Source organism: Streptomyces sp. NPDC057002, assembly GCF_042673825.1.
Lineage (GTDB): Bacteria > Actinomycetota > Actinomycetes > Streptomycetales > Streptomycetaceae > Streptomyces.
Map to the genome: position 1 here is coordinate 274856 of NZ_JBHURZ010000003.1, position 23773 is coordinate 298628.

Annotated in this window: 20 protein-coding genes and 3 tRNA genes; 20 read left to right on the forward strand and 3 right to left on the reverse strand. The window is 68.2% G+C overall.

Features of this window, described 5'->3' with window-relative positions:
• Positions 1-146: 146 nt before the first annotated feature.
• Positions 147-1406, reverse strand: a complete 1260-nt coding sequence (locus tag ACFT32_RS15660; protein ID WP_382489304.1) for an amidohydrolase family protein — start codon at positions 1404-1406, stop codon at positions 147-149.
• A 274-nt stretch (positions 1407-1680) separates the two neighbouring features.
• Here ACFT32_RS15660 and ACFT32_RS15665 point away from each other — a divergent pair.
• The 9 genes from ACFT32_RS15665 (at position 1681) to ACFT32_RS15705 (ending at position 6911) form a co-directional block, all read left to right on the forward strand.
• Positions 1681-1753, forward strand: a tRNA-Thr gene (locus tag ACFT32_RS15665).
• A gap of 46 nt (positions 1754-1799) precedes the next feature.
• A tRNA-Met gene (locus ACFT32_RS15670) sits at positions 1800-1872 on the forward strand.
• Between the two features lie 89 nt (positions 1873-1961).
• On the forward strand, positions 1962-2126 hold the full coding sequence (gene rpmG / locus ACFT32_RS15675) for a 50S ribosomal protein L33 (protein WP_003948671.1): 165 nt from the start codon (positions 1962-1964) through the stop codon (positions 2124-2126).
• A 101-nt stretch (positions 2127-2227) separates the two neighbouring features.
• The gene (locus tag ACFT32_RS15680) at positions 2228-2680 is read left to right on the forward strand and encodes a MaoC family dehydratase N-terminal domain-containing protein (RefSeq protein ID WP_215119497.1); all 453 of its coding nucleotides are present in this window, start codon (positions 2228-2230) and stop codon (positions 2678-2680) included.
• Positions 2681-2688: 8 nt separating this feature from the next.
• The gene (locus ACFT32_RS15685) at positions 2689-3117 is read left to right on the forward strand and encodes a MaoC family dehydratase (protein ID WP_382490696.1); all 429 of its coding nucleotides are present in this window, start codon (positions 2689-2691) and stop codon (positions 3115-3117) included.
• Between the two features lie 116 nt (positions 3118-3233).
• Positions 3234-3803, forward strand: coding sequence for a TetR/AcrR family transcriptional regulator (locus ACFT32_RS15690; RefSeq protein WP_382489305.1), 570 nt, complete (start codon positions 3234-3236; stop codon positions 3801-3803).
• A 91-nt stretch (positions 3804-3894) separates the two neighbouring features.
• Positions 3895-5331, forward strand: a complete 1437-nt coding sequence (locus ACFT32_RS15695; RefSeq protein WP_382489307.1) for an MFS transporter — start codon at positions 3895-3897, stop codon at positions 5329-5331.
• A gap of 49 nt (positions 5332-5380) precedes the next feature.
• The gene (locus ACFT32_RS15700) at positions 5381-5761 is read left to right on the forward strand and encodes a DUF3291 domain-containing protein (RefSeq protein ID WP_382489308.1); all 381 of its coding nucleotides are present in this window, start codon (positions 5381-5383) and stop codon (positions 5759-5761) included.
• Between the two features lie 91 nt (positions 5762-5852).
• The gene (locus ACFT32_RS15705) at positions 5853-6911 is read left to right on the forward strand and encodes a UDP-N-acetylmuramate dehydrogenase (RefSeq protein ID WP_382489310.1); all 1059 of its coding nucleotides are present in this window, start codon (positions 5853-5855) and stop codon (positions 6909-6911) included.
• A 31-nt stretch (positions 6912-6942) separates the two neighbouring features.
• On the opposite strand, the gene ACFT32_RS15710 is transcribed toward ACFT32_RS15705, so the two are convergent.
• Both ACFT32_RS15710 and ACFT32_RS15715 read right to left on the reverse strand, forming a co-directional pair.
• On the reverse strand, positions 6943-7974 hold the full coding sequence (locus ACFT32_RS15710; protein WP_382489311.1) for an adenosine deaminase: 1032 nt from the start codon (positions 7972-7974) through the stop codon (positions 6943-6945).
• Positions 7975-8103: 129 nt separating this feature from the next.
• Complete coding sequence (locus ACFT32_RS15715) at positions 8104-9330, reverse strand: pyridoxal phosphate-dependent aminotransferase (protein ID WP_382489313.1); 1227 nt, start codon at positions 9328-9330, stop codon at positions 8104-8106.
• 306 nt (positions 9331-9636) lie between these two features.
• Between ACFT32_RS15715 and ACFT32_RS15720 the strand changes: the two genes are divergently transcribed.
• The 11 genes from ACFT32_RS15720 to ACFT32_RS15770 all read left to right on the forward strand — a co-directional run bounded on the left by ACFT32_RS15720 (position 9637) and on the right by ACFT32_RS15770 (position 23732).
• Positions 9637-9709 (forward strand) — tRNA-Trp (locus ACFT32_RS15720).
• Positions 9710-9817: 108 nt separating this feature from the next.
• Positions 9818-10102 carry a preprotein translocase subunit SecE gene (secE, locus tag ACFT32_RS15725; protein ID WP_104785540.1) on the forward strand — a complete coding sequence of 95 codons (285 nt, stop codon included), beginning with the start codon at positions 9818-9820 and terminating at the stop codon, positions 10100-10102.
• 80 nt (positions 10103-10182) lie between these two features.
• Positions 10183-11007, forward strand: a complete 825-nt coding sequence (gene nusG / locus ACFT32_RS15730; RefSeq protein WP_382489316.1) for a transcription termination/antitermination protein NusG — start codon at positions 10183-10185, stop codon at positions 11005-11007.
• A 161-nt stretch (positions 11008-11168) separates the two neighbouring features.
• Positions 11169-11603, forward strand: a complete 435-nt coding sequence (gene rplK / locus ACFT32_RS15735) for a 50S ribosomal protein L11 (protein WP_031141270.1) — start codon at positions 11169-11171, stop codon at positions 11601-11603.
• A gap of 76 nt (positions 11604-11679) precedes the next feature.
• A complete protein-coding gene (gene rplA, locus ACFT32_RS15740; RefSeq protein ID WP_352389250.1) occupies positions 11680-12405 on the forward strand; it encodes a 50S ribosomal protein L1 in 726 nt (241 codons plus the stop codon).
• 128 nt (positions 12406-12533) lie between these two features.
• Positions 12534-13400, forward strand: a complete 867-nt coding sequence (locus tag ACFT32_RS15745; protein WP_382489319.1) for a hypothetical protein — start codon at positions 12534-12536, stop codon at positions 13398-13400.
• A gap of 93 nt (positions 13401-13493) precedes the next feature.
• On the forward strand, positions 13494-14324 hold the full coding sequence (locus ACFT32_RS15750) for an LppX_LprAFG lipoprotein (protein WP_382489321.1): 831 nt from the start codon (positions 13494-13496) through the stop codon (positions 14322-14324).
• Between the two features lie 320 nt (positions 14325-14644).
• Positions 14645-15175, forward strand: a complete 531-nt coding sequence (gene rplJ, locus ACFT32_RS15755; RefSeq protein WP_215119470.1) for a 50S ribosomal protein L10 — start codon at positions 14645-14647, stop codon at positions 15173-15175.
• 114 nt (positions 15176-15289) lie between these two features.
• A complete protein-coding gene (gene rplL / locus ACFT32_RS15760) occupies positions 15290-15679 on the forward strand; it encodes a 50S ribosomal protein L7/L12 (RefSeq protein ID WP_189728713.1) in 390 nt (129 codons plus the stop codon).
• A gap of 573 nt (positions 15680-16252) precedes the next feature.
• Positions 16253-19738, forward strand: coding sequence for a DNA-directed RNA polymerase subunit beta (gene rpoB, locus ACFT32_RS15765; protein ID WP_382489324.1), 3486 nt, complete (start codon positions 16253-16255; stop codon positions 19736-19738).
• Between the two features lie 94 nt (positions 19739-19832).
• Positions 19833-23732, forward strand: a complete 3900-nt coding sequence (locus ACFT32_RS15770; RefSeq protein WP_382489326.1) for a DNA-directed RNA polymerase subunit beta' — start codon at positions 19833-19835, stop codon at positions 23730-23732.
• Positions 23733-23773: the final 41 nt, after the last annotated feature.

Consider the following 23773-nt stretch of genomic DNA (forward strand, 5'->3'; position numbering starts at 1 on the left):
CAGGCCCCCGGCCCCACGACAGGCCCCCGGCCCTACGACAGGCCCCCGGCCCTACGACCGGCCCCCGGCCCTACGACCGGCCCCCGGCCCCAAGACCCGCCCCCGGCCCCAAGACCCGCCCCCGGCCCCAAGACCCGCCCCCGGCCCTACGACACCTCACCCCGCCCCTGCCGCGGCAGCCCCAGTTCCGCCGAAGCCGCCGAATCGCAGTACTCCCGGACCGCGCTGGTCCGCGCCACCACACGCCCCCGGTGCACCACCACCCGGCTGTACGCCAGCGAGAGCGCCCCCGCCAGCCGGTCCCCGCGTACCGCGAGCAGTTCGGCCGGGAAGCCCGCCTCCACGCGCACCTCGGGCAGCCCCAGCACCGCCCGCGCCGACCCGCTCACCGCGTCGTACGCCTCCTCGGGCGCCAGCCCGTAGCGGGAGGCCAGCAGGAACGCCGCCTCCAGCGGGTCGCCGCGCCCCACGGGGTTCGACTCGTCCCGCAGCGCCCCGCTCCCGGCGGCCACTCGCACCCCGGCCGCGCGCAGCAGCCGCACCGGAGCCGCTCCCCGCCGGTCCACGCCGCCGCAGCCGCCCTGCGGCAGGCACACCACCGCCACCCCCGCCGCCGCGAGCTGGTCGGCGGTCCGCGAAGCCACCTCGGTGGGCAGCCGCCCGAGGTCGCCGCACGGGCTCAGGGTCACGCCGGGACGCAGCCCGCCGGCCATCGCGGCGAGCCGGGCCAGCCGCGCCGGATCCCCGGCGTCCGTGTGCAGGTCGACGGGGCAGCCGTGTTCGGAGGCCACCTCCAGGACCGCCTCCACGTACCCCGTCGGATCCGGATCGAGGTCGGGCCGGCCGCCCACCACCGAGGCGCCCATCTTCACCGCGTCCCGCAGCACCGCGAGCCCGTCCGCCCCGGCCACTCCGGTCAGCACCCGGGGCATCGCCACCGTCGTCAGTTCGGCCAGCCCTCGCAGCGCCCGCCGCGCCTGCAACACGGCCTCCAGCGCGCCCAGTCCCTGGACGTCCCCCACGCGCACGTGGGCCCGCAGCGCGGTCGCCCCGTGCCCGAGCTGGAGCAGCGCGGCCTCGGTCGCCCGGCGCTGCACGTCCTGCGGCTCGTACGGGACCGGTCCCTCGGTGTCGGCCGACAGGGCCGTGTCGGCGTGGGCGTGCGGTTCGGCCGGGGCCGGCAGGAGCAGATAGCCGCCGAGGTCCACCCGCGCCCCGCACGCGCGGGTGCCGCCCGCCGCCAGGCTGCCGGCCGTCCCGACCGCCTCGATGTGCCCGCCGCCCAGCCGTACGTCCACGGTCCGGCCGTCGGTGAGCCGCGCCCCGCACAGCAGCAGCGGCGACGGGTCGGCCGGACCCGGCGAGGACGACGGGGGCGGTGGCGGCTGCGGCCGGCTGTCGGGCATCGCGCTCCAGGGGCTCGGGCTTGCGCACGGGAGGACGCATGATCACGCAGAGTGAGTCGAGCCTAGGACGGCCTCCCGCCCATGGCGGGGAGGAGCGCAATAGTCGTACCGGTGTGGCCCGCTGTGCGGAAGGGAAGCGGGAAGGGAAGCACGAAGGGAAGCGGGAGGGCAGGCACTTGCGAGGCCGCCGACAGGACGGTCCGCGCGCCCGTGACGGGTACCCCGAAACGGATTTGGGTGAACGGCTTCCGACCGTGTAATGTCTTCATCGCTCGCCCCAATAGCTCAGTCGGCAGAGCGTCTCCATGGTAAGGAGAAGGTCAACGGTTCGATTCCGTTTTGGGGCTCTGGTGTGTGAGGTTCCCGTCGCGAGGCGGGACCCGATCGCATCACAGCGGTGTAGCTCAGTCGGTAGAGCAAGCGGCTCATAATCGCTGTGTCACCGGTTCAAGTCCGGTCACCGCTACTGACAGTAGCCGATTGCGGGGTCGGTCCTTCGATCGGCTACTCTTTTATGCGTTAAACCATCCCATCCGTTCGTCAAGGAGCACTCACGTGGCTGCCACCGACGTCCGCCCGAAGATCACGCTGGCCTGCGTGGAGTGCAAGGAGCGGAACTACATCACCAAGAAGAACCGGCGTAACAACCCGGACCGTCTTGAGATGAAGAAGCACTGCCCGCGTTGCAACGCGCACACCGCGCACCGCGAAACGCGATAAAACAGGCTCGTACACGAGGCCGCTCCCGAGTGATCGGGGGCGGCCTCGCGTCGTTGAATGACCCCGTACCGGTCAGTAGAGCAACCAGGAGGTGCCGAGCCATGGCGCTCGACCAGTCCTTCGTGGGGCGGACGTACCCGCCCACCGCGCCCTACGAGGTGGGCCGGGAGAAGATCCGTGAGTTCGCCGAGGCGGTCGGGGACGCCAACCCGGCGTACACGGACGCGGAGGCGGCCAAGGAACTCGGCCACCCCGACGTGATCGCACCGCCGACCTTCGTCTTCTCGATCACCTTCAAGGCCGCGGGCCAGGTCGTCCAGGACCCCCAGCTCGGCCTGGACTACAGCCGGGTGGTGCACGGCGACCAGAAGTTCGCCTACCGCCGCCCGGTCCGCGCCGGCGACCGGCTCACGGTCACCTCGACCATCGAGGCCGTCAAGTCCCTCGCGGGCAACGACATCCTGGACATCCGCGGCGAGGTCCACGACGAGGCAGGCGAGCACGTCGTGACCGCCTGGACCAAGCTTGTGGCCCGCGCGGCCGAGGAGGCGTGAGCGATCCCATGACGGCGAAGATCTCCTACTCCGACGTCGAGGTCGGCACCGAACTGCCCGCGCAGACCTTCCCCGTGACCCGCGCGAACCTCGTCCAGTACGCGGGCGCCTCCGGCGACTTCAACCCGATCCACTGGAACGAGAAGTTCGCCAAGGAGGTCGGCCTGCCGGACGTCATCGCGCACGGCATGTTCACCATGGCCGAGGCGATCCGCGTGGTCACCGACTGGGCCGGCGACCCGGGCGCGGTCGTCGAGTACGGCGTCCGCTTCACCAAGCCGGTCGTCGTCCCGAACGACGACGAGGGCGCCCTGATCGAGGTCGCGGGCAAGATCGCGGCCAAGCTCGACGACAACACCGTCCGCGTGGACCTGACGGCGACCAGCGCGGGACAGAAGGTGCTGGGCATGTCGCGGGCGGTCGTGCGACTGGCCTGAGCCGGCGAAGACGAGTGACGGGTAAGGGGCGCTCTCCATTGCGGGGCGCCCCTTACGCGTATGAAGGCACGGGCACCCCCTTGACGTAGTTAGTGATTGAGTACTAACTTACTTCCATGGCCAGGATGAGTGCGGAGGAGAGGCGCGAGAGCGTCATTCGTGCGGCGACGATCGAGTTCGCCCGCGGCGGCTATCACGGCACGTCGACCGAGGCGATCGCCCGGCGGGTCGGCGTCTCGCAGCCGTATCTCTTCCGGCTCTTCCCCGGCAAGAAGGCGATCTTCCTGGCGGCGGCGCAGCGGTGCGTGGAGGACACGATCCGCACCTTCGCGGAGGCCTCCGAAGGGCTGGAGGGCGAAGAGGCCCTGCACGCCATGGGAAACGCGTACACCAAGGTCATCGCGGAGCGGCCCGAGCGGCTCATGATGCAGATGCAGATGTACGTCGCCGTGAAGGCCGCCGAGGAAGAGGGCGACCACGAATTCGGCGAGTCGGTGCGCGCCGGCTGGATGCGGCTGTGGGACACCGTCCACGTGCCGCTGGGGGCCGACATCGGCGAAACGACGACCTTCATGGCCTACGGGATGCTCATCAACTGCCTGGCGGCCATGGGCTTCCCTCCCGAGCACCGTGTCTGGGAGGGGCTGTACCCGTCGGCGCGGCTCAAGGGCCGGCTGGAGAGCTGACAAGGGAAGGCGAGGATGCCGCGCTTTTTCATGACCTCGAAAGTTAGTAATCAATAACTAATCGATCAAGCGCATCACCCTTGGGGGAGCGATGTCACAGCAGACCGCACGTCGCGGGGGAGCCGCCTGGGCCCTCGTCATCACCAGCGTCGCCGGATTCATGGCGGCTCTCGACAACCTCGTCGTCACCACCGCCCTGCCCTCCATCCGCGAGGACCTCGGCGGCGCCCTGCACGACTTGGAATGGACCGTGAGCGCCTACACGCTCACCTTCGCCGTCCTGCTGATGTTCGGCGCGGCCCTCGGCGACCGCTTCGGCCGCCGCCGGCTCTTCATAGTGGGACTCGCCGTCTTCACCGGGGCCTCCGCCGCGGCGGCCATGGCACCCGGCATCGACTCCCTCATCGCCGCCCGCGCGGTCCAGGGCGCCGGCGCGGCCGTCATGATGCCGCTGACGCTCACCCTGCTGACCGCCGCCGTACCCGAGGCCAAACGGGGCATGGCGTACGGCATCTGGGGCGCCGTCAACGGACTGGCCGTCGCCTCCGGGCCGCTGGTCGGCGGCACCCTCACCGAACACATCTCCTGGCAGTGGATCTTCTGGCTGAACGTCCCGCTGGGCCTGGCCCTGCTGCCGCTCGCCCGCCTGCGCCTCGCCGAGTCACGCGGCACCGGCTCCCCGCTCGACGTCCCCGGCACCCTGCTCGCCAGCGGCGGTCTCTTCGGGATCGTCTACGGCCTGGTCCGCGGCCCCGTCGACGGCTGGACCGGCTCGCTGGTCCTGACGGGCCTGTTCGCGGGCACCGCACTGCTCGCGGGCTTCGTCCTCTACAGCACCCGCGCCAAGAACCCCATGCTCCCGATGCGGCTCTTCCGCTCCCGGGCGTTCTCCGGCATCAACGCGGCGAGCCTGCTGATGTTCCTCGGTATGTTCGGCTCGATCTTCCTGCTCAGCCAGTACATGCAGGGCGTCCTCGGCTACTCGCCCACCGAGGCGGGCCTCAGGATGCTGCCCTGGACCGGTATGCCGATGCTGGTCGCCCCGATCGCCGGCATCCTCGCCGACCGCATCGGCGGCCGCCCGGTCGTCGCCGCCGGTCTGTTCCTGCAGGCCCTGGGCCTCGGCTACATGTCGGTCGTGGCCACGGCGGACGCCTCCTACACCGCGCAGCTGCCCGCCCTGATCGTCAGCGGCATCGGCATGGCCCTGTACTTCGCCCCCGCCGCGCACCTGGTGATGTCCAGCGTCCGGCCCCAGGAGCAGGGCATCGCCTCCGGCGCGAACAACGCCCTGCGCGAGGTGGGCGGAGCGCTCGGCATCGCCGTCATGGCGTCGATCTTCGCGGCCCAGGGCGGCTACGAATCCGGCCAGGCCTTCGTCGACGGCATGAAGCCGGCCCTGGTGACGGGCTCGGCGGTGGTCGGCCTCGCGGGCATCGCGGCCCTGTTGATCCCGACCCGGCGGCACACCGAGCGGCAGGCGGCCCCGGCCGAACCGGCGCCCGTCCTGGAGACCGCTTCCCACTGACACTCATGGATCTGGCGACCAGATCTGACGACCCGAAGGAGGAACGGCCATGCCCACCCTTCCCTGGACCGTCCCGAACACCCCGCCCCACGACGCCGAGGTGCTTGTCTTCGCCTCCCGGTTCGAGACCCGCACCCTGTGGGGAGCGCTCAAGTTCTTCGCCGGAACCCCCGCCGTCTGGCGGCAGGTGTGCAGCAGCCCGGGCGCCTACGGGGCCACCCTGATGGCGAAGCCCCTCAAGCGGACCTTCTGGACGCTGTCCGCCTGGGAGTCGAAGGCCGCGCTCGACGACTTCGTCCGCTCGGGCGCCCACCGGCCGGCTGCCCGGGGCCTCGCCCCGCAGATGAGGGACGCGACGTTCACCACCTGGCAGGCGAGAAGCGACGAGCTCCCGCTCTCCTGGTCCGAGGCGCTACGGCGTCTGTCCTGACAGCCACGCGCGCGTGCGGCCCACTTCCTGGCGAAGGGGCCGCACGCACGCGTGCCCGAGCCTGTCAGCGCCGTCTCGTACTCTTGAGCCCGTGCAGGAACTCCACGACGCCCCCCTCGCCCCGCTGACCACCTTCAGGCTGGGCGGTCCCGCGACCCGGCTGATCACCGCCACGACGGACGACGAGGTGATCGCCGCCGTCCGCGAAGCCGACGAGGCGGGCACCCCCCTGCTGCTCATCGGCGGCGGCTCGAACCTGGTCATCGGCGACAAGGGCTTCGAGGGCACCGCCCTCGTCATCGCCACCCAGGGCTTCTCCCTCGACGGCACCCGGCTTGAGCTGGCCGCCGGCGAGGTGTGGACCGACGCCGTCGCCCGCACGGTCGAGGCGGGCCTCGCCGGCATCGAGTGTCTGGCCGGCATCCCCGGCTCGGCGGGCGCGACCCCCATCCAGAACGTCGGGGCGTACGGCCAGGAGGTCTCCTCGACGATCACCGAGGTCGTCGCGTACGACCGCCGGACCGGCGAGACGATCACCCTGGCCAACGAGGACTGCGCGTTCTCCTACCGCCACAGCCGCTTCAAGTCCGACCCGGAGCGATTCGTGGTGCTGCGCGTGCGCTTCGCCCTGGAGGACGCGGGCGGCCTCTCCGCCCCCCTCAGGTACGCCGAGACGGCCCGCGCCCTCGGAGTCGAGGCCGGCGACCGCGTCCCGCTCGCATCGGCCCGCGAGACGGTGCTCAAGCTGCGCGCCGGCAAGGGCATGGTCCTGGACGCCGAGGACCACGACACCTGGTCGGCCGGCTCCTTCTTCACCAACCCGATCCTCACGGACACCGACTTCGCGACGTTCCGCGCGCGCGTGAAGCAGCGCCTGGGCGAAGACGCCGAAGCCCCCGCCTACCCGGCGGGAGAGGGCCACACCAAGACCTCCGCCGCCTGGCTGATCGACAAGGCGGGCTTCACCAAGGGCTACGGCGACGGCCCCGCCCGCATCTCCACGAAGCACACCCTGGCCCTCACCAACCGGGGGAGCGCGACCACGGAGGACCTCCTCACCCTTGCCCGTGAGGTCGTGGCCGGGGTCCACGAGGCCTTCGGCATCACACTGGTCAACGAGCCGGTGACGGTCGGAGTCAGCCTCCAGTAGGAGGTCGGCCGCCGGTAGGAGAGGCCGGGCGCTAGGACAGCAGCCAGCCGTCCACCCCCGCCAGCAGCTTCTCCTTCACATCCTCCGGTGCCGCCGACCCGCGGACCGACTGCCGGGCCACCTCCGCCAGCTCCGCGTCCGTGAACCCGTGATGCTGCCGCGCGATCTCGTACTGCGCCGCCAGCCGGGACCCGAACAACAGTGGGTCGTCCGCGCCCAGAGCCATCGGGACACCCGCCTCGAACAGAGTCCGCAGAGGGACGTCCTCCGGCTTCTCGTAAACACCGAGCGCCACGTTCGACGCCGGGCACACCTCACACGTCACACCCCGGTCGGCCAGACGCTTCAGCAGCCGCGGGTCCTCCGCCGCCCGGACCCCGTGCCCCACCCGGTTCGCACCCAGGTCGTCCAGGCAGTCCCGCACCGACGACGGGCCCGTCAGCTCGCCCCCGTGCGGCGCCGACAGCAGCCCGGCCTCCCGCGCGATGCCGAACGCCCGGTCGAAGTCCCGCGCCATCCCCCGGCGTTCGTCGTTGGAGAGCCCGAAGCCGACCACGCCCCGGTCCGCGTACCGCACCGCCAGCCGCGCCAGCGTGCGCGCGTCCAGCGGGTGCTTCATCCGGTTGGCCGCGACCAGGACCCGCATACCGAGCCCCGTCTCACGCGATGTCGTCTCCACCGCGTCGAGGATGACCTCCAGCGCCGGGATCAGACCCCCCAGCCGGGGTGCGTACGACGTCGGGTCGACCTGGATCTCCAGCCACCCCGAGCCGTCCCGCAGATCCTCCTCCGCGGCCTCCCGCACCAGCCGCTGGATGTCCTCCGGCTCCCGAAGGCACGAGCGCGCCGCGTCGTACAGCCGCTGAAAGCGGAACCAGCCCCGCTCGTCCGTCGCCCGCAGTCTCGGCGGCTCCCCGCTGATCAGCGCCTCGCTCAGCGCGTCGGGCAGGCGCACCCCGTACTTGTCGGCCAGTTCCAGCACGGTCGAGGGCCGCATCGACCCGGTGAAGTGCAGGTGCAGATGGGCTTTCGGCAGTTCAGAGACATCACGTACACGCTCCATTCCCAGATCCTGCCGTACGTCCGAGGCGTCCCGGTACCCGTTTCACCTTTAGTGGTCTTGCTCGCACAAACAAATGGGGCACATACCGAATTCGGTATGTGCCCCAGGCCGAAGGCCGACCAGGAGACGTCAGTCCCTGGCCTCCGCCAGCAGCTTCTGGATCCGGCTCACGCCCTCGACGAGATCCTCGTCACCCAGCGCGTACGACAGCCGCAGATAGCCGGGCGTACCGAACGCCTCACCCGGCACCACCGCGACCTCGGACTCCTCAAGGATCAGCGCGGCCAGCTCGACGGTGTCCTTGGGCCGGCGCCCCCGGATCTCCTTGCCGACCAGGGCCTTCACCGACGGGTACGCGTAGAACGCGCCCTCCGGCTCCGGGCACACCACGCCGTCGATCTCGTTCAGCATCCGCACGATGGTCTTGCGGCGCCGGTCGAACGCCTCACGCATCTTCGCCACGGCGTCCAGGTCGCCGGAGACGGCGGCCAGCGCGGCCACCTGCGCGACGTTGGACACGTTCGACGTGGCGTGGGACTGGAGGTTCGTCGCGGCCTTGACCACGTCCTTCGGGCCGATGATCCACCCGACCCGCCAGCCGGTCATCGCGTACGTCTTCGCGACACCGTTGACCACGACGCACTTGTCGCGCAGCTCGGGCACCACGGCCGGCAGCGACACGGCGGAGGCGTCGCCGTAGACCAGGTGCTCGTAGATCTCGTCGGTCAGCACCCACAGGCCGTGCTCGGCGGCCCAGCGGCCGATCGCCTCGGTCTCGGTCTCGCTGTACACCGCGCCCGTCGGGTTGGAGGGCGACACGAAGAGGACAACCTTGGTCTTCTCCGTGCGGGCCGCCTCCAGCTGCTCCACGGACACCCGGTAGCCGGTCGTCTCGTCGGCGACGACCTCCACCGGGACACCCCCGGCCAGCCGGATCGACTCCGGGTACGTCGTCCAGTACGGCGCGGGCACGATGACCTCGTCGCCCGGGTCCAGGATCGCGGCGAAGGCCTCGTAGATGGCCTGCTTGCCGCCGTTGGTGACGAGGATCTGCGACGCGTCGACCTCGTAGCCCGAGTCACGCAGCGTCTTCGCGGCGATCGCGGCCTTCAGCTCGGGCAGACCGCCGGCCGGCGTGTAGCGGTGGTACTTCGGGTTCTTGCAGGCCTCGATCGCGGCCTCGACGATGTAGTCCGGGGTCGGGAAGTCGGGCTCACCGGCGCCGAAGCCGATCACCGGCCGCCCGGCTGCCTTGAGGGCCTTGGCCTTGGCGTCCACGGCGAGGGTGGCGGACTCGGAGATCGCGCCGACTCGGGCGGAGACCCGGCGCTCGGTGGGAGGGGTTGCAGGGCTCATGGGCCCCATCGTTTCAGACCGGAAACGCTCGCGGCACGGGGGTTTCACAGACTGAACAACGTCGGGCAAACCCCTGGACAACAGTACGGATCGGCCGCCCGGCCTGGGCGATCTTCAGCCTGAGGCCCGCCGCCCGCCACCTGTTCCGGGGGCGATCTTGCGCCAACAAGGCCTCCCGCGGGCCCTTTCTGTTCGACGACCGGCCGCGGAGCACGTACACTCTCACCTCGTTGGCCTTCAGCAGGCCGCGCCCGTTCGGTGCACACCAAGCATCCGGATGGATGCGGTACGTTGGGGGACACACAAAGGGTCGTAGCTCAATTGGTAGAGCACTGGTCTCCAAAACCAGCGGTTGGGGGTTCAAGTCCCTCCGGCCCTGCTACACACTCCTTCGCCAGGATGTGTGCGCATGTACGTACAGCAATGCACCGCCGTGCGGCTCAGACCGGGCGCGGCACGGCCACGACCCGGAATCAGGTGAGGACGAGTGACGGACGCCGTGGGCTCCATCGACATGCCTGATGCCCAGGATGAGGCGCCGGAGTCCAAGAAGGCCCGCAAGGGCGGCAAGCGCGGCAAGAAGGGCCCGCTGAAGCGCCTGGCCCTCTTCTACCGCCAGATCGTCGCGGAGCTGCGCAAGGTCGTCTGGCCGACGCGCAACCAGCTGACGACGTACACGACCGTGGTGATCATCTTCGTCGTCATCATGATCGGCCTGGTCACCGTGATTGACTATGGACTCAGCAACGCCGCCAAGTACGTGTTCGGCTGAGCAGCCCGCGAAGAGCGCCGAGGTACCCGGCGCTCCTTTCGCATGTTCCACCCCTATGTATCCAGGAAGAAGCAGCCACCGTGTCTGACCCGAACGTGAACGACGCCATCGAGCCTGTCGAGTCCGTCGAGGACGAGCTCGACACCGTCGAGGGCGCGGACAGCGAGGACACCGAGACCTCCGCCGAGGTCGAGGCTGCCGACGCCGTCGCGGACGACGACGCCGAAGCGGAGTCCGAGGCCGGCGAAGAGGCCGCGGACGAGCCCGAGGAAGAGCCCGAGGACGACCGCGACCCGATCGAGAAGCTCCGCGAGGAACTGCGGGTCCTGCCCGGCGAGTGGTACGTGATCCACACCTACGCCGGCTACGAGAACCGCGTGAAGACCAACCTCGAGCAGCGCGCCGTCTCGCTCAACGTCGAGGACTACATCTTCCAGGCCGAGGTGCCGCAGGAAGAGGTCGTCCAGATCAAGAACGGCGACCGCAAGACGATCAAGCAGAACAAGCTTCCCGGCTACGTCCTCGTCCGCATGGACCTGACGAACGAATCCTGGGGCGTCGTCCGCAACACCCCCGGCGTCACCGGCTTCGTGGGCAACGCCTACGACCCGTACCCGCTGACCCTGGACGAGATCGTCAAGATGCTCGCCCCGGAGGCCGAGGAGAAGGCCGCCCGCGAGGCCGCCGAGGCCGAGGGCAAGCCGGCTCCGTCCCGCAAGGTCGAGGTCCAGGTGCTGGACTTCGAGGTCGGCGACTCGGTCACCGTCACCGACGGCCCGTTCGCCACGCTGCAGGCGACCATCAACGAGATCAACCCGGACTCGAAGAAGGTCAAGGGCCTCGTCGAGATCTTCGGCCGCGAGACGCCGGTCGAGCTCTCCTTCGACCAGATCCAGAAGAACTAGCGGACACCAGCTTCCGAGCAGGTCAGGCAGGCTCCTGGAGCCTGCCTGACCTGCTCGGTTTTTGGCCGCACATGGATACCCGTTATCGTTGTGCGGTATGCCTCCATCCGGATGATCCGGTTCGGAGGCTGGAAAACTCTCACTAGGACCCGGAGAGAGCAATGCCTCCCAAGAAGAAGAAGGTCACGGGGCTCATCAAGCTCCAGATCCAGGCCGGTGCGGCCAACCCGGCTCCGCCGGTCGGCCCCGCGCTGGGCCAGCACGGCGTCAACATCATGGAGTTCTGCAAGGCCTACAACGCCGCGACCGAGTCGCAGCGTGGCTGGGTCATCCCGGTGGAGATCACGGTCTACGAGGACCGTTCCTTCACCTTCATCACCAAGACCCCGCCGGCCGCCAAGATGATCCTGAAGGCCGCGGGCATCGAGAAGGGCTCGGGCGAGCCGCACAAGACCAAGGTCGCGAAGATCACGCGTGACCAGGTCCGTGAGATCGCCACGACCAAGATGCCCGACCTCAACGCCAACGACCTGGACGCCGCCGCGAAGATCATCGCCGGCACCGCCCGTTCCATGGGCGTCACGGTCGAGGACTGAGCCCCAACTCCATCAGCAGAAGTGGCAGGGCCCGCTCGGCCCGGACCACGACTCCTAAGAATCCACAGGAGCAGTAGTGAGCAAGCGCAGCAAGTCCCTTCGCGCTGCGGACGCCAAGATCGACCGGGAGAAGCTCTACGCCCCGCTCGAGGCCGTCCGTCTCGCCAAGGAGACCTCCACGTCGAAGTTCGACGGCACCGTCGAGGTCGCCTTCCGCCTGGGTGTCGACCCGCGCAAGGCCGACCAGATGGTCCGTGGCACCGTGAACCTCCCGCACGGCACCGGTAAGACCGCCCGGGTCCTGGTCTTCGCGACCGGTGACCGTGCCGAGGCCGCTCGTGCCGCGGGCGCCGACATCGTCGGCGCCGACGAGCTGATCGACGAGGTGTCGAAGGGCCGTCTGGACTTCGACGCCGTCGTCGCCACCCCGGACCTCATGGGCAAGGTCGGCCGCCTCGGCCGTGTGCTCGGTCCGCGTGGTCTGATGCCGAACCCGAAGACCGGCACCGTCACCCCCGATGTCACCAAGGCTGTCAACGACATCAAGGGCGGCAAGATCGAGTTCCGCGTCGACAAGCACTCGAACCTGCACTTCATCATCGGCAAGACGTCGTTCGACGACACCAAGCTGGTGGAGAACTACGGCGCGGCGCTGGAGGAGATCCTCCGTCTGAAGCCGTCCGCCGCCAAGGGTCGCTACATCAAGAAGGCCGCCATCAGCACCACGATGGGCCCCGGCATTCCGCTCGACTCCAACCGCACCCGCAACCTCCTCGTCGAGGAGGACCCGGCCGCGGTCTGAGCCTGACGGCTCGCCCAACCGGTCACGGGCCCCGCACCTCTCAGAGGTGCGGGGCCCGTTCCCTTTTCCGGTACGTACGCCGGTGGCCTGGGTTAACGTGCGGGAACCGGATGCGAACGGGGGGACGTATGCAGGGCAGGACCGTGCGCCGCGTGGGCCAGGTGCTCGCGATGGCGACCGCGCTGACGGGGGTGGCCGCCTGCACCTTCTCGGACTCCTCCGACCGCCCGGGCAAGGACGACCGTGCCGCGCGCGGCACCTCCCTGGCGGACCTGCGCTCCGCCGAACGGGCCACCGCACAGGCCGAGTCCGCCCGGGTCGAGTCCAAGACGACCATGGGCTCGCTGATGTCCATGACCGCCGACGGCACCCTCGGCTGGAGCGACGGCATCACCGGCACCCTCACCATCACCTACACCGGCGGCACGATCGCCGACACCATGCGCAGGCTCGGCACCACCTCGATGGAGGCCCGCTACCTGCCCGACGCCTACTACGCGCGCATGGGCGACAAGTTCGCCGAGCAGGCCGACGGCAGACACTGGATCCGGTACGCGTACGACGATCTCGAAGCCCTCGCCGGCGGCTCCGGGGCCCACCTCGGCGACCAGATGCGCACCACCACGCCCAACCAGTCCGTGAAACTCCTGCTGGCCTCCGGGGACGTCCGGAAGATAGGCGAGGAGACCGTGCGCGGCCGGGCCGCCACGCATTACTCCGGCACCGTGGCCACGGCGGACGTCACCGACGACGGCCTGAAGAAGCAGCTGACCGAGGCCGGTGTCACCACCGAGACCGTCGACATCTGGATCGACGAGCGGAACCTTCTGGTCAAGAAGGTGGAGAAGGCGCGGATGACCACGGGCCGGATGACCCAGACCGCGCACTACCGCGACTACGGCGTGCGGGTCCGGGCGGAGCGGCCCCCGGTCTCCGACACCGGGGACTTCGCGGACCTGATGCGGAAGAAGGCGGGTACAACCGGTACGCCCTGAGGCTGCCGTGAATTCGGATAGGTCACTTGTGCCCCTCTGGGATAAGCTCACCGCCTTGCTGTGAAGCAATCATGTATTCCTTGGGGGGAATCAATGAGGACATCCATGCCCGTCGCCGGGCTGGGCGCGCTGCTGCTCGCCGCCGGCGCGGTCGGCTGCGGATCCGAGCAGTCGCCGGAGATGACGCCCGCGGCCGCCGTCGCCAAGGCGGCGAAGAACACGGAGGACATCACGTCCCTCCGGTACCGCCTGAGCGGCACGTCCCCGGGCGAGGGCCGGGTCAAGGGCGAGGCGTCGATGCGCCTCAAGCCCACGATCGCCATGAGCATGAAGATGACGGCACCCGACAAGGGAGCCACCGAGGCCGTGGAGATCCGCCTCGTCGACAAGGCCATGTACCTCGGTGGGGGAGCCGAGATGGCCAAGGAGATGGACGGCAAGCGCTGGATGAAGTTCGACCTGTCCGGGTCCGAGGCCGGCAAGGAACTGGACCAGGCGGGCAGCAGCACGAGCCGGGCCGAGCAGGACCCGGCGGCCCAGTCCGCCTTCCTCGCGGGCGCCAAGGACGTGAAGGAGGTCGGCTCCGAGAAGGTAGACGGCGTCGAGACGACCCACTACTCGGGCACGGTCACCCTCGCCGACCTGCGCGCCTCCGCCAAGGACGCCAAGGCGGACACTCGCAAGCAGCGCGAGAAGAGCATCAAGCAGTACGAGAAGCTCGGTGTCGACAAGCTCACGATGGACATGTGGATCGACGGCGACGACCACACCAAGCAGTTCCGCATGAAGGGCGATGCCGCCAAGGGCCCGCTCGACATGACCATCACCTTCCTCGACTACAACAAGCCGGTGGACGTCAAGGCGCCGCCCGCCAAGGAGGTCGCGGACCTCGCCGGCATGTTCAAGGAGCTGGAGCAGGGCTGATCCGCCCCGCACCGCCGGTCGTACGACGGAGCCGTACGGGCGGATTTGCTTGACGGCGATCCGTTCCCGTACCCTCCTGTAGAAGCCAAAGACCGCTGGTCGTTACCGCGTGCTCGGAAGAGGGCGTGGTGGCCGAAGGATCCGCTGAACGGCGGACGACCCGCGCAGGTGACACTGGAAGAGCTCCTGGATTCCGCCGCCTCGTGCGGCCGGACAACCGGTCGAGCTACGCCCCGTGCGCTTGCGCCGGGGCGTTTCGTTTTCCCCAGTCCTCCTTCGGGTCCGCGCGGTCCGAATCACCCGGAAGGAGGCCGAGGCTCATGGCGAGGCCTGACAAGGTCGATGCCGTCGAGGAGATGCGGGACAAGTTCCGCAACTCCAACGGTGCCGTCGTCACCGCGTACACCGGTCTCACCGTGGCGCAGCTGCAGCAGCTGCGTCGTTCACTCGGTGAGAACGCTAACTACCGTGTGGCGAAGAACACGCTGACCAAGATTGCGGCCAATGAGGCCGGGATCAACACGATCGACGACCTCTTCACGGGTTCGTCGGCCGTCGCCTTCGTGACCGGTGACCCGGTCGAGGCGGCGAAGGGTCTCCGTGACTTCGCCAAGGACAACCCCAACCTCGTCATCAAGGGCGGTGTCCTTGACGGCAAGGCGCTGTCCGCCGACGACATCAAGAAGCTTGCGGACCTCGAGTCCCGCGAGGTTCTGCTCTCCAAGCTGGCCGGTGCCATGAAGGGCAAGCAGTCCCAGGCTGCCTCTGTCTTCCAGGCGCTGCCGTCGAAGCTCGTCCGCACCGTGGACGCGCTCCGTGCCAAGCAGGACGAGCAGGGCGGTGCCGAGTAACTCGGCTCGCATCCCGGCCCCCGCTGCCTGAACGCGGAGGCCGTCGCGGGCCAGACGTACGCCCGCCACACATGTACATCCGGCACCTGCCGATTTAGTGGAAGGACCGCCATCATGGCGAAGCTCAGCCAGGACGACCTGCTCGCCCAGTTCGAAGAGATGACCCTCATCGAGCTCTCCGAGTTCGTGAAGGCCTTCGAGGAGAAGTTCGACGTCACCGCCGCCGCTGCCGCGCCGGTCGTCGTCGCCGGTGGTGCCGCTGGTGGCGCCGCCGCCGAGGCCGCCGAGGAGCAGGACGAGTTCGACGTCATCCTCACCGGTGCCGGCGACAAGAAGATCCAGGTCATCAAGGTCGTGCGCGAGCTGACCTCCCTGGGTCTGAAGGAGGCCAAGGACCTCGTGGACGGCGCCCCGAAGCCCGTTCTCGAGAAGGTCGCCAAGGACGCCGCCGAGAAGGCCGCCGAGTCCCTCAAGGGCGCCGGCGCCTCCGTCGAGGTCAAGTAAGACCTCTCGGATCCGCCAGGATCCACGACACGTCCCACTGGACGTGTAACGCGTAAGCGCGGAAGAGCGATCATCCATCCGGGTGGTCGCTCTTCGGCGTTCCCGGGGTCCGGCCACGGTTGCCTTGCACCCTCAGTGACGGGGGGTATGGTGATCTTCGTCGTGTCTCCGGGCGTCCCCGGTTCGGGCAGGGGGGCCTTGACGAACCGCACGCAGCGCGCAATTCTCAGGACGCGTCGTCACAAGGATCCGTATCCGAGGCATGGATCGACGGCGAAGAGGGCAGTATCAACGTGCGTTGAGGGCAGCGCCTTGTAGCAGGAGTGGAACAACGAGGGTCAACACGGGCGTGAAAACCCGGACTGGACATCAGTGTGCCAAGTGGCTACACTGACCCTTTGCGCTGCCTGTTAGCTGTCCCCTGCCCGTCACCAGGGGTCTGCCCTCACCCGAGCATCGATGACAAGACCTGTCTGACCTGGCCTTTCGGCCGGACCGACACAGCTTGTCTCTGTGTACGGGAGAGGGGCCGGTACGCGCGTAGTGAGTCCGAGCCCTCGGAAGGACCCCCTCTTGGCCGCCTCGCGCAACGCCTCGACCGCGAATACGAACAACGGCGCCAGCACCGCCCCGCTGCGCATTTCCTTTGCAAAGATCAAGGAGCCTCTCGAGGTTCCGAACCTGCTCGCGCTGCAGACCGAGAGCTTCGACTGGCTGCTCGGCAACACCGCTTGGCAGAGTCGGGTCGAGGAGGCTCTGGACAACGGTCAGGACGTCCCCACCAAGTCCGGTCTGGAGGAGATCTTCGAGGAGATCTCCCCGATCGAGGACTTCAGCGGGTCGATGTCGCTGACCTTCCGTGACCACCGCTTCGAGCCGCCGAAGAACTCGATCGACGAGTGCAAGGAGCGCGACTTCACGTACGCGGCCCCGCTCTTCGTCACCGCCGAGTTCACGAACAACGAGACCGGCGAGATCAAGTCGCAGACCGTCTTCATGGGCGACTTCCCGCTCATGACGAACAAGGGCACCTTCGTCATCAACGGCACCGAGCGTGTCGTGGTGTCGCAGCTGGTCCGTTCGCCCGGTGTCTACTTCGACTCCTCCATCGACAAGACGTCCGACAAGGACATCTTCTCCGCCAAGATCATCCCGTCCCGGGGTGCCTGGCTGGAGATGGAGATCGACAAGCGCGACATGGTCGGTGTCCGCATCGACCGCAAGCGCAAGCAGTCCGTCACCGTCCTGCTCAAGGCTCTCGGTTGGACGACCGAGCAGATCCTGGAGGAGTTCGGCGAGTACGAGTCCATGCGCGCCACCCTGGAGAAGGACCACACCCAGGGCCAGGACGACGCGCTGCTCGACATCTACCGCAAGCTGCGTCCGGGCGAGCCCCCCACGCGTGAGGCCGCGCAGACGCTCCTTGAGAACCTGTACTTCAACCCCAAGCGCTACGACCTCGCCAAGGTCGGCCGCTACAAGGTCAACAAGAAGCTGGGCGCGGACGCTCCGCTCGACGCCGGCATCCTGACCGTCGAGGACGTCATCTCGACGATCAAGTACCTGGTGAAGCTGCACGCGGGCGAGGCCGAGACGGTCGGCGACAGCGGTACCTCGATCGTCGTCGAGACCGACGACATCGACCACTTCGGCAACCGTCGTCTGCGCAGCGTCGGCGAGCTCATCCAGAACCAGGTCCGTACGGGTCTGGCGCGTATGGAGCGTGTCGTCCGCGAGCGGATGACGACCCAGGACGTCGAGGCGATCACGCCGCAGACCCTGATCAACATCCGGCCGGTCGTCGCCTCCATCAAGGAGTTCTTCGGCACCAGCCAGCTGTCGCAGTTCATGGACCAGAACAACCCGCTGTCGGGTCTGACGCACAAGCGGCGTCTTTCCGCGCTCGGCCCGGGTGGTCTGTCCCGTGAGCGGGCCGGCTTCGAGGTCCGTGACGTGCACCCCTCGCACTACGGCCGCATGTGCCCGATCGAGACGCCCGAAGGCCCGAACATCGGTCTGATCGGCTCGCTCGCCTCCTACGGCCGGGTCAACGCGTTCGGTTTTGTCGAGACCCCCTACCGCAAGGTGTTCGAGGGCCAGGTCACCGACGAGGTCGACTACCTGACCGCCGACGAGGAAGACCGCTTCGTCATCGCGCAGGCCAACGCGCCGCTCACCGACGAGCTCCGCTTCGCCGAGGCCCGCGTGCTGGTCCGCCGTAAGGGCGGCGAGGTCGACTACGTCACCGGCGAAGACGTGGACTACATGGACGTCTCGCCGCGCCAGATGGTGTCGGTCGCGACCGCCATGATCCCCTTCCTCGAGCACGACGACGCCAACCGTGCCCTCATGGGCGCGAACATGATGCGTCAGGCCGTGCCGCTGATCAAGTCCGAGGCCCCGCTCGTCGGCACCGGCATGGAGTACCGCTCCGCGGCCGACGCCGGCGACGTGGTCAAGGCCGAGAAGCCGGGTGTGGTCCAGGAGGTCTCCGCGGACTACATCACCACCGCCAACGACGACGGCACGTACATCACGTACCGCCTGGCCAAGTTCGCCCGTTCCAACCAGGGCACCTCGGTCAACCAGAAGGTCATCGTCGGCGAGGGCGACCGGATCATCGAGGGCCAGATCCTCGCGGACGGTCCGGCCACCCAGCAGGGTGAGATGGCGCTGGGCAAGAACCTGCTCGTGGCGTTCATGCCGTGGGAGGGTCACAACTACGAGGACGCGATCATCCTGTCGCAGCGCCTCGTGCAGGACGACGTCCTCTCCTCGATCCACATCGAGGAGCACGAGGTCGACGCCCGTGACACCAAGCTCGGCCCCGAGGAGATCACCCGGGACATCCCGAACGTCTCCGAGGAGGTCCTCGCCGACCTCGACGAGCGCGGCATCATCCGTATCGGTGCCGAGGTTATCGCCGGTGACATCCTCGTCGGCAAGGTCACGCCCAAGGGTGAGACCGAGCTGACGCCCGAGGAGCGCCTGCTGCGCGCGATCTTCGGTGAGAAGGCCCGTGAGGTCCGTGACACCTCGCTGAAGGTGCCGCACGGCGAGACCGGCAAGGTCATCGGCGTCCGCGTCTTCGACCGCGAGGAGGGCGACGAGCTTCCCCCCGGTGTGAACCAGCTGGTGCGCGTCTACGTCGCGCAGAAGCGCAAGATCACCGACGGTGACAAGCTCGCCGGCCGTCACGGCAACAAGGGCGTCATCTCGAAGATCCTGCCGATCGAGGACATGCCGTTCCTGGAGGACGGCACCCCGGTCGACATCATCCTCAACCCGCTCGGTGTGCCGTCCCGAATGAACCCGGGTCAGGTCCTGGAGATCCACCTCGGCTGGCTCGCCAGCCGCGGCTGGGACGTCTCCGGTCTCGCGGACGACTGGGCGCAGCGCCTCCAGGCCATCGAGGCCGACAAGGTCGAGCCCGGCACCAACGTCGCCACCCCCGTCTTCGACGGTGCGCGTGAGGACGAGCTGGCGGGTCTGCTGAACCACACGATCCCGAACCGCGACGGCGAGCGCATGGTGCTCCCGACCGGTAAGGCGCCGCTGTTCGACGGCCGCTCCGGCGAGCCGTTCCCGGAGCCGATCTCGGTCGGCTACATGTACATCCTGAAGCTGCACCACCTGGTCGACGACAAGCTGCACGCCCGCTCGACCGGTCCGTACTCGATGATCACCCAGCAGCCGCTGGGTGGTAAGGCCCAGTTCGGTGGCCAGCGCTTCGGTGAGATGGAGGTGTGGGCGCTGGAGGCTTACGGCGCCGCGTACGCCCTCCAGGAGCTGCTGACCATCAAGTCCGACGACGTCACCGGCCGCGTGAAGGTCTACGAGGCCATCGTCAAGGGCGAGAACATTCCCGAGCCCGGCATCCCCGAGTCCTTCAAGGTGCTCATCAAGGAGATGCAGTCCCTGTGCCTCAACGTGGAGGTGCTGTCCTCGGACGGCATGTCCATCGAGATGCGCGACACCGACGAGGACGTCTTCCGCGCTGCGGAGGAGCTTGGCATCGACCTGTCCCGGCGCGAGCCGAGCAGCGTCGAAGAGGTCTGACGGGAGTTCGGAGGCCTTCGTCATGAAGGCCTCCGGCCCCAGGACCCCCGTATCAGACCCCATGACTTACAACCCTGAGAGGGATTGACGCATAGTGCTCGACGTCAACTTCTTCGACGAGCTCCGGATCGGTCTGGCTACCGCTGACGACATCCGTCAGTGGAGCCACGGCGAGGTCAAGAAGCCCGAGACCATCAACTACCGCACCCTCAAGCCCGAAAAGGACGGACTCTTCTGCGAGAAGATCTTCGGTCCGACCCGGGACTGGGAGTGCTACTGCGGCAAGTACAAGCGCGTCCGCTTCAAGGGCATCATCTGTGAGCGCTGTGGCGTCGAGGTCACCCGCGCCAAGGTGCGTCGTGAGCGGATGGGCCACATCGAGCTGGCCGCGCCCGTCACGCACATCTGGTACTTCAAGGGCGTCCCGAGCCGGCTGGGCTACCTGCTCGACCTGGCTCCCAAGGACCTCGAGAAGGTCATCTACTTCGCGGCGTACATGATCACGTACGTCGACGAGGAGCGCCGTACGCGCGACCTGCCCTCGCTGGAGGCCCACGTCTCCGTCGAGCGCCAGCAGATCGAGCAGCGCCGCGACGCCGACCTGGAGGCCCGCGCCAAGAAGCTCGAGACCGACCTGGCCGAGCTCGAGGCCGAGGGCGCCAAGGCCGACGTGCGCCGCAAGGTGCGCGAGGGTGCCGAGCGCGAGATGAAGCAGCTGCGTGACCGTGCGCAGCGCGAGATCGACCGTCTCGACGAGGTGTGGAACCGCTTCAAGAACCTCAAGGTCCAGGACCTCGAGGGCGACGAGCTGCTCTACCGCGAGCTGCGTGACCGCTTCGGTACGTACTTCGACGGCTCGATGGGTGCCGCGGCGCTGCAGAAGCGCCTGGAGTCCTTCGACCTCGACGAGGAGGCCGAGAAGCTCCGCGAGATCATCCGCACCGGCAAGGGCCAGAAGAAGACCCGTGCGCTCAAGCGCCTGAAGGTCGTCTCCGCGTTCCTGCAGACCAGCAACAGCCCCAAGGGCATGGTGCTCGACTGCGTGCCGGTCATCCCGCCGGACCTTCGCCCGATGGTGCAGCTGGACGGTGGCCGCTTCGCGACCTCCGACCTGAACGACCTGTACCGCCGTGTGATCAACCGGAACAACCGACTGAAGCGCCTTCTCGACCTCGGTGCGCCCGAGATCATCGTGAACAACGAGAAGCGCATGCTCCAGGAGGCCGTCGACGCGTTGTTCGACAACGGCCGTCGTGGCCGTCCGGTCACCGGTCCCGGTAACCGCCCGCTGAAGTCCCTCAGCGACATGCTGAAGGGTAAGCAGGGTCGCTTCCGTCAGAACCTGCTCGGTAAGCGTGTGGACTACTCCGCGCGTTCCGTGATCGTCGTCGGTCCGCAGCTGAAGCTGCACCAGTGCGGTCTGCCGAAGGCGATGGCGCTGGAGCTCTTCAAGCCGTTCGTGATGAAGCGCCTGGTCGACCTGAACCACGCGCAGAACATCAAGAGCGCCAAGCGCATGGTCGAGCGCGGCCGCACGGTCGTGTACGACGTGCTGGAAGAGGTCATCGCGGAGCACCCGGTTCTGCTGAACCGTGCGCCCACGCTGCACCGCCTCGGCATCCAGGCCTTCGAGCCGCAGCTGGTCGAGGGCAAGGCCATTCAGATCCACCCGCTCGTCTGCACCGCGTTCAACGCGGACTTCGACGGTGACCAGATGGCCGTCCACCTGCCGCTCTCCGCGGAGGCGCAGGCCGAGGCCCGCATCCTGATGCTGTCCTCGAACAACATCCTCAAGCCCGCCGACGGCCGTCCGGTGACGATGCCGACCCAGGACATGGTCCTCGGTCTGTTCTTCCTCACCACCGACGGCGAGATGCGCGACCTCAAGGGCGAGGGCCGTTCCTTCGCCTCGGTCGCCGAGGCGATCATGGCCTTCGACGCGGGCGAGCTGTCGCTCCAGTCGAAGATCGACGTCCGCTTCCCGGTCGGCACCATCCCGCCGCGTGGCTGGATGCCGCCGGCGCGTGAGGAGGGCGAGCCCGAGTGGCAGCAGGGTGACAGCTTCCGGCTGAACACCACCCTGGGCCGTGCGCTCTTCAACGAGCTGCTGCCCGAGGACTACCCGTTCGTCGACTACGAGGTCGGCAAGAAGCAGCTCTCCGAGATCGTCAACGACCTCGCCGAGCGCTACCCCAAGGTCATCGTGGCGGCGACGCTCGACAACCTGAAGGCGTCCGGCTTCTTCTGGGCGACCCGCTCCGGCGTCACCGTGGCCATCTCCGACGTCGTCGTTCCCGAGGCGAAGAAGGAGATCGTCCGCGGGTACGAGGCGCAGGACGAGAAGGTCCAGAAGCAGTACGAGCGCGGTCTGATCACCAAGGACGAGCGCACGCAGGAGCTCATCGCGATCTGGACCAAGGCGACCAACGAGGTCGCCGAGGCGATGAACGACAACTTCCCGAAGACCAACCCGATCTTCATGATGGTGAACTCGGGTGCACGAGGCAACATGATGCAGATGCGTCAGATCGCCGGTATGCGTGGTCTGGTGTCGAACGCGAAGAACGAGACGATCCCGCGTCCGATCAAGGCGTCGTTCCGTGAGGGTCTGTCCGTGCTGGAGTACTTCATCTCCACGCACGGTGCCCGTAAGGGTCTGGCGGACACCGCTCTGCGTACCGCCGACTCGGGTTACCTGACCCGTCGTCTGGTCGACGTCTCCCAGGACGTCATCATCCGCGAGGAGGACTGCGGCACCGAGCGCGGTCTGAAGCTGCGGATCGCCTCGAAGGACGAGACCGGTGTCCTGCGCAAGGCCGAGGACGTCGAGACCAGCGTCTACGCCCGCATGCTCGCCCAGGACGTCGTCATCGACGGCAAGGTGATCGCGCCGGCCAACGTGGACCTGGGCGACGTGCTCATCGACCAGCTCGTGCACCACGGTGTCGAGGAGGTCAAGACCCGCTCGATCCTGACCTGCGAGTCGCACGTCGGCACCTGTGCCATGTGCTACGGCCGTTCGCTGGCCACCGGCAAGCTGGTCGACATCGGTGAGGCGGTCGGCATCATCGCCGCCCAGTCCATCGGTGAGCCCGGCACCCAGCTGACGATGCGTACCTTCCACACCGGTGGTGTGGCCGGTGACGACATCACCCAGGGTCTGCCGCGTGTCGTCGAGCTCTTCGAGGCCCGTACCCCGAAGGGTGTCGCCCCGATCTCCGAGGCCTCCGGCCGCGTCCGGATCGAGGAGACCGAGAAGACCAAGAAGCTCGTCGTCACCCCGGACGACGGCAGCGACGAGACGGCGTTCCCGATCTCGAAGCGTGCCCGACTCCTGGTCAGCGAGGGCGAGCACGTCGAGGTGGGCCAGAAGCTCACCGTGGGTGCCACCAACCCGCACGACGTGCTGCGCATCCTGGGCCAGCGTGCCGTCCAGGTCCACCTGGTCGGCGAGGTCCAGAAGGTCTACAACTCGCAGGGTGTGTCGATCCACGACAAGCACATCGAGATCATCATCCGGCAGATGCTGCGCCGCGTGACGATCATCGAGTCGGGCGACGCCGAGCTGCTGCCCGGCGAGCTGGTCGAGCGCTCGAAGTTCGAGACCGAGAACCGTCGTGTGGTCCAGGAGGGCGGTCACCCGGCCTCCGGTCGTCCGCAGCTGATGGGTATCACCAAGGCCTCGCTGGCGACGGAATCCTGGCTGTCGGCCGCCTCCTTCCAGGAGACGACCCGAGTCCTGACGGACGCGGCGATCAACGCCAAGTCCGACAGCCTCATCGGCCTCAAGGAGAACGTCATCATCGGTAAGCTCATCCCGGCCGGTACGGGTCTGTCCCGCTACCGCAACATCCGGGTCGAGCCGACCGAGGAGGCCAAGGCCGCGATGTACTCGGCCGTCGGCTACGACGACATCGACTACTCGCCGTTCGGCACGGGCTCCGGCCAGGCCGTTCCGCTGGAGGACTACGACTACGGTCCGTACAACCAGTAAGCGAGTCGCTTGAACCGGAGGGCGGTCACCTTGAGGTGGCC

What these genes read in the sequence shown, in the direction of transcription:
- ACFT32_RS15685 (WP_382490696.1), top strand. Translation starts at nt 2,689, where the DNA reads ATGACGGCGAAGATCTCCTACTCCGACGTCGAGGTCGGCACCGAACTG.
- rplJ (WP_215119470.1), top strand. Translation starts at nt 14,645, where the DNA reads ATGGCGAGGCCTGACAAGGTCGATGCCGTCGAGGAGATGCGGGACAAG.
- ACFT32_RS15715 (WP_382489313.1), bottom strand. Translation starts at nt 9,330, where the DNA reads ATGAGCCCTGCAACCCCTCCCACCGAGCGCCGGGTCTCCGCCCGAGTC.
- ACFT32_RS15680 (WP_215119497.1), top strand. Translation starts at nt 2,228, where the DNA reads ATGGCGCTCGACCAGTCCTTCGTGGGGCGGACGTACCCGCCCACCGCG.
- ACFT32_RS15750 (WP_382489321.1), top strand. Translation starts at nt 13,494, where the DNA reads ATGAGGACATCCATGCCCGTCGCCGGGCTGGGCGCGCTGCTGCTCGCC.
- rplK (WP_031141270.1), top strand. Translation starts at nt 11,169, where the DNA reads ATGCCTCCCAAGAAGAAGAAGGTCACGGGGCTCATCAAGCTCCAGATC.
- ACFT32_RS15745 (WP_382489319.1), top strand. Translation starts at nt 12,534, where the DNA reads ATGCAGGGCAGGACCGTGCGCCGCGTGGGCCAGGTGCTCGCGATGGCG.
- ACFT32_RS15660 (WP_382489304.1), bottom strand. Translation starts at nt 1,406, where the DNA reads ATGCCCGACAGCCGGCCGCAGCCGCCACCGCCCCCGTCGTCCTCGCCG.
- ACFT32_RS15690 (WP_382489305.1), top strand. Translation starts at nt 3,234, where the DNA reads ATGGCCAGGATGAGTGCGGAGGAGAGGCGCGAGAGCGTCATTCGTGCG.
- ACFT32_RS15710 (WP_382489311.1), bottom strand. Translation starts at nt 7,974, where the DNA reads ATGGAGCGTGTACGTGATGTCTCTGAACTGCCGAAAGCCCATCTGCAC.
- rplL (WP_189728713.1), top strand. Translation starts at nt 15,290, where the DNA reads ATGGCGAAGCTCAGCCAGGACGACCTGCTCGCCCAGTTCGAAGAGATG.
- ACFT32_RS15695 (WP_382489307.1), top strand. Translation starts at nt 3,895, where the DNA reads ATGTCACAGCAGACCGCACGTCGCGGGGGAGCCGCCTGGGCCCTCGTC.
- ACFT32_RS15700 (WP_382489308.1), top strand. Translation starts at nt 5,381, where the DNA reads ATGCCCACCCTTCCCTGGACCGTCCCGAACACCCCGCCCCACGACGCC.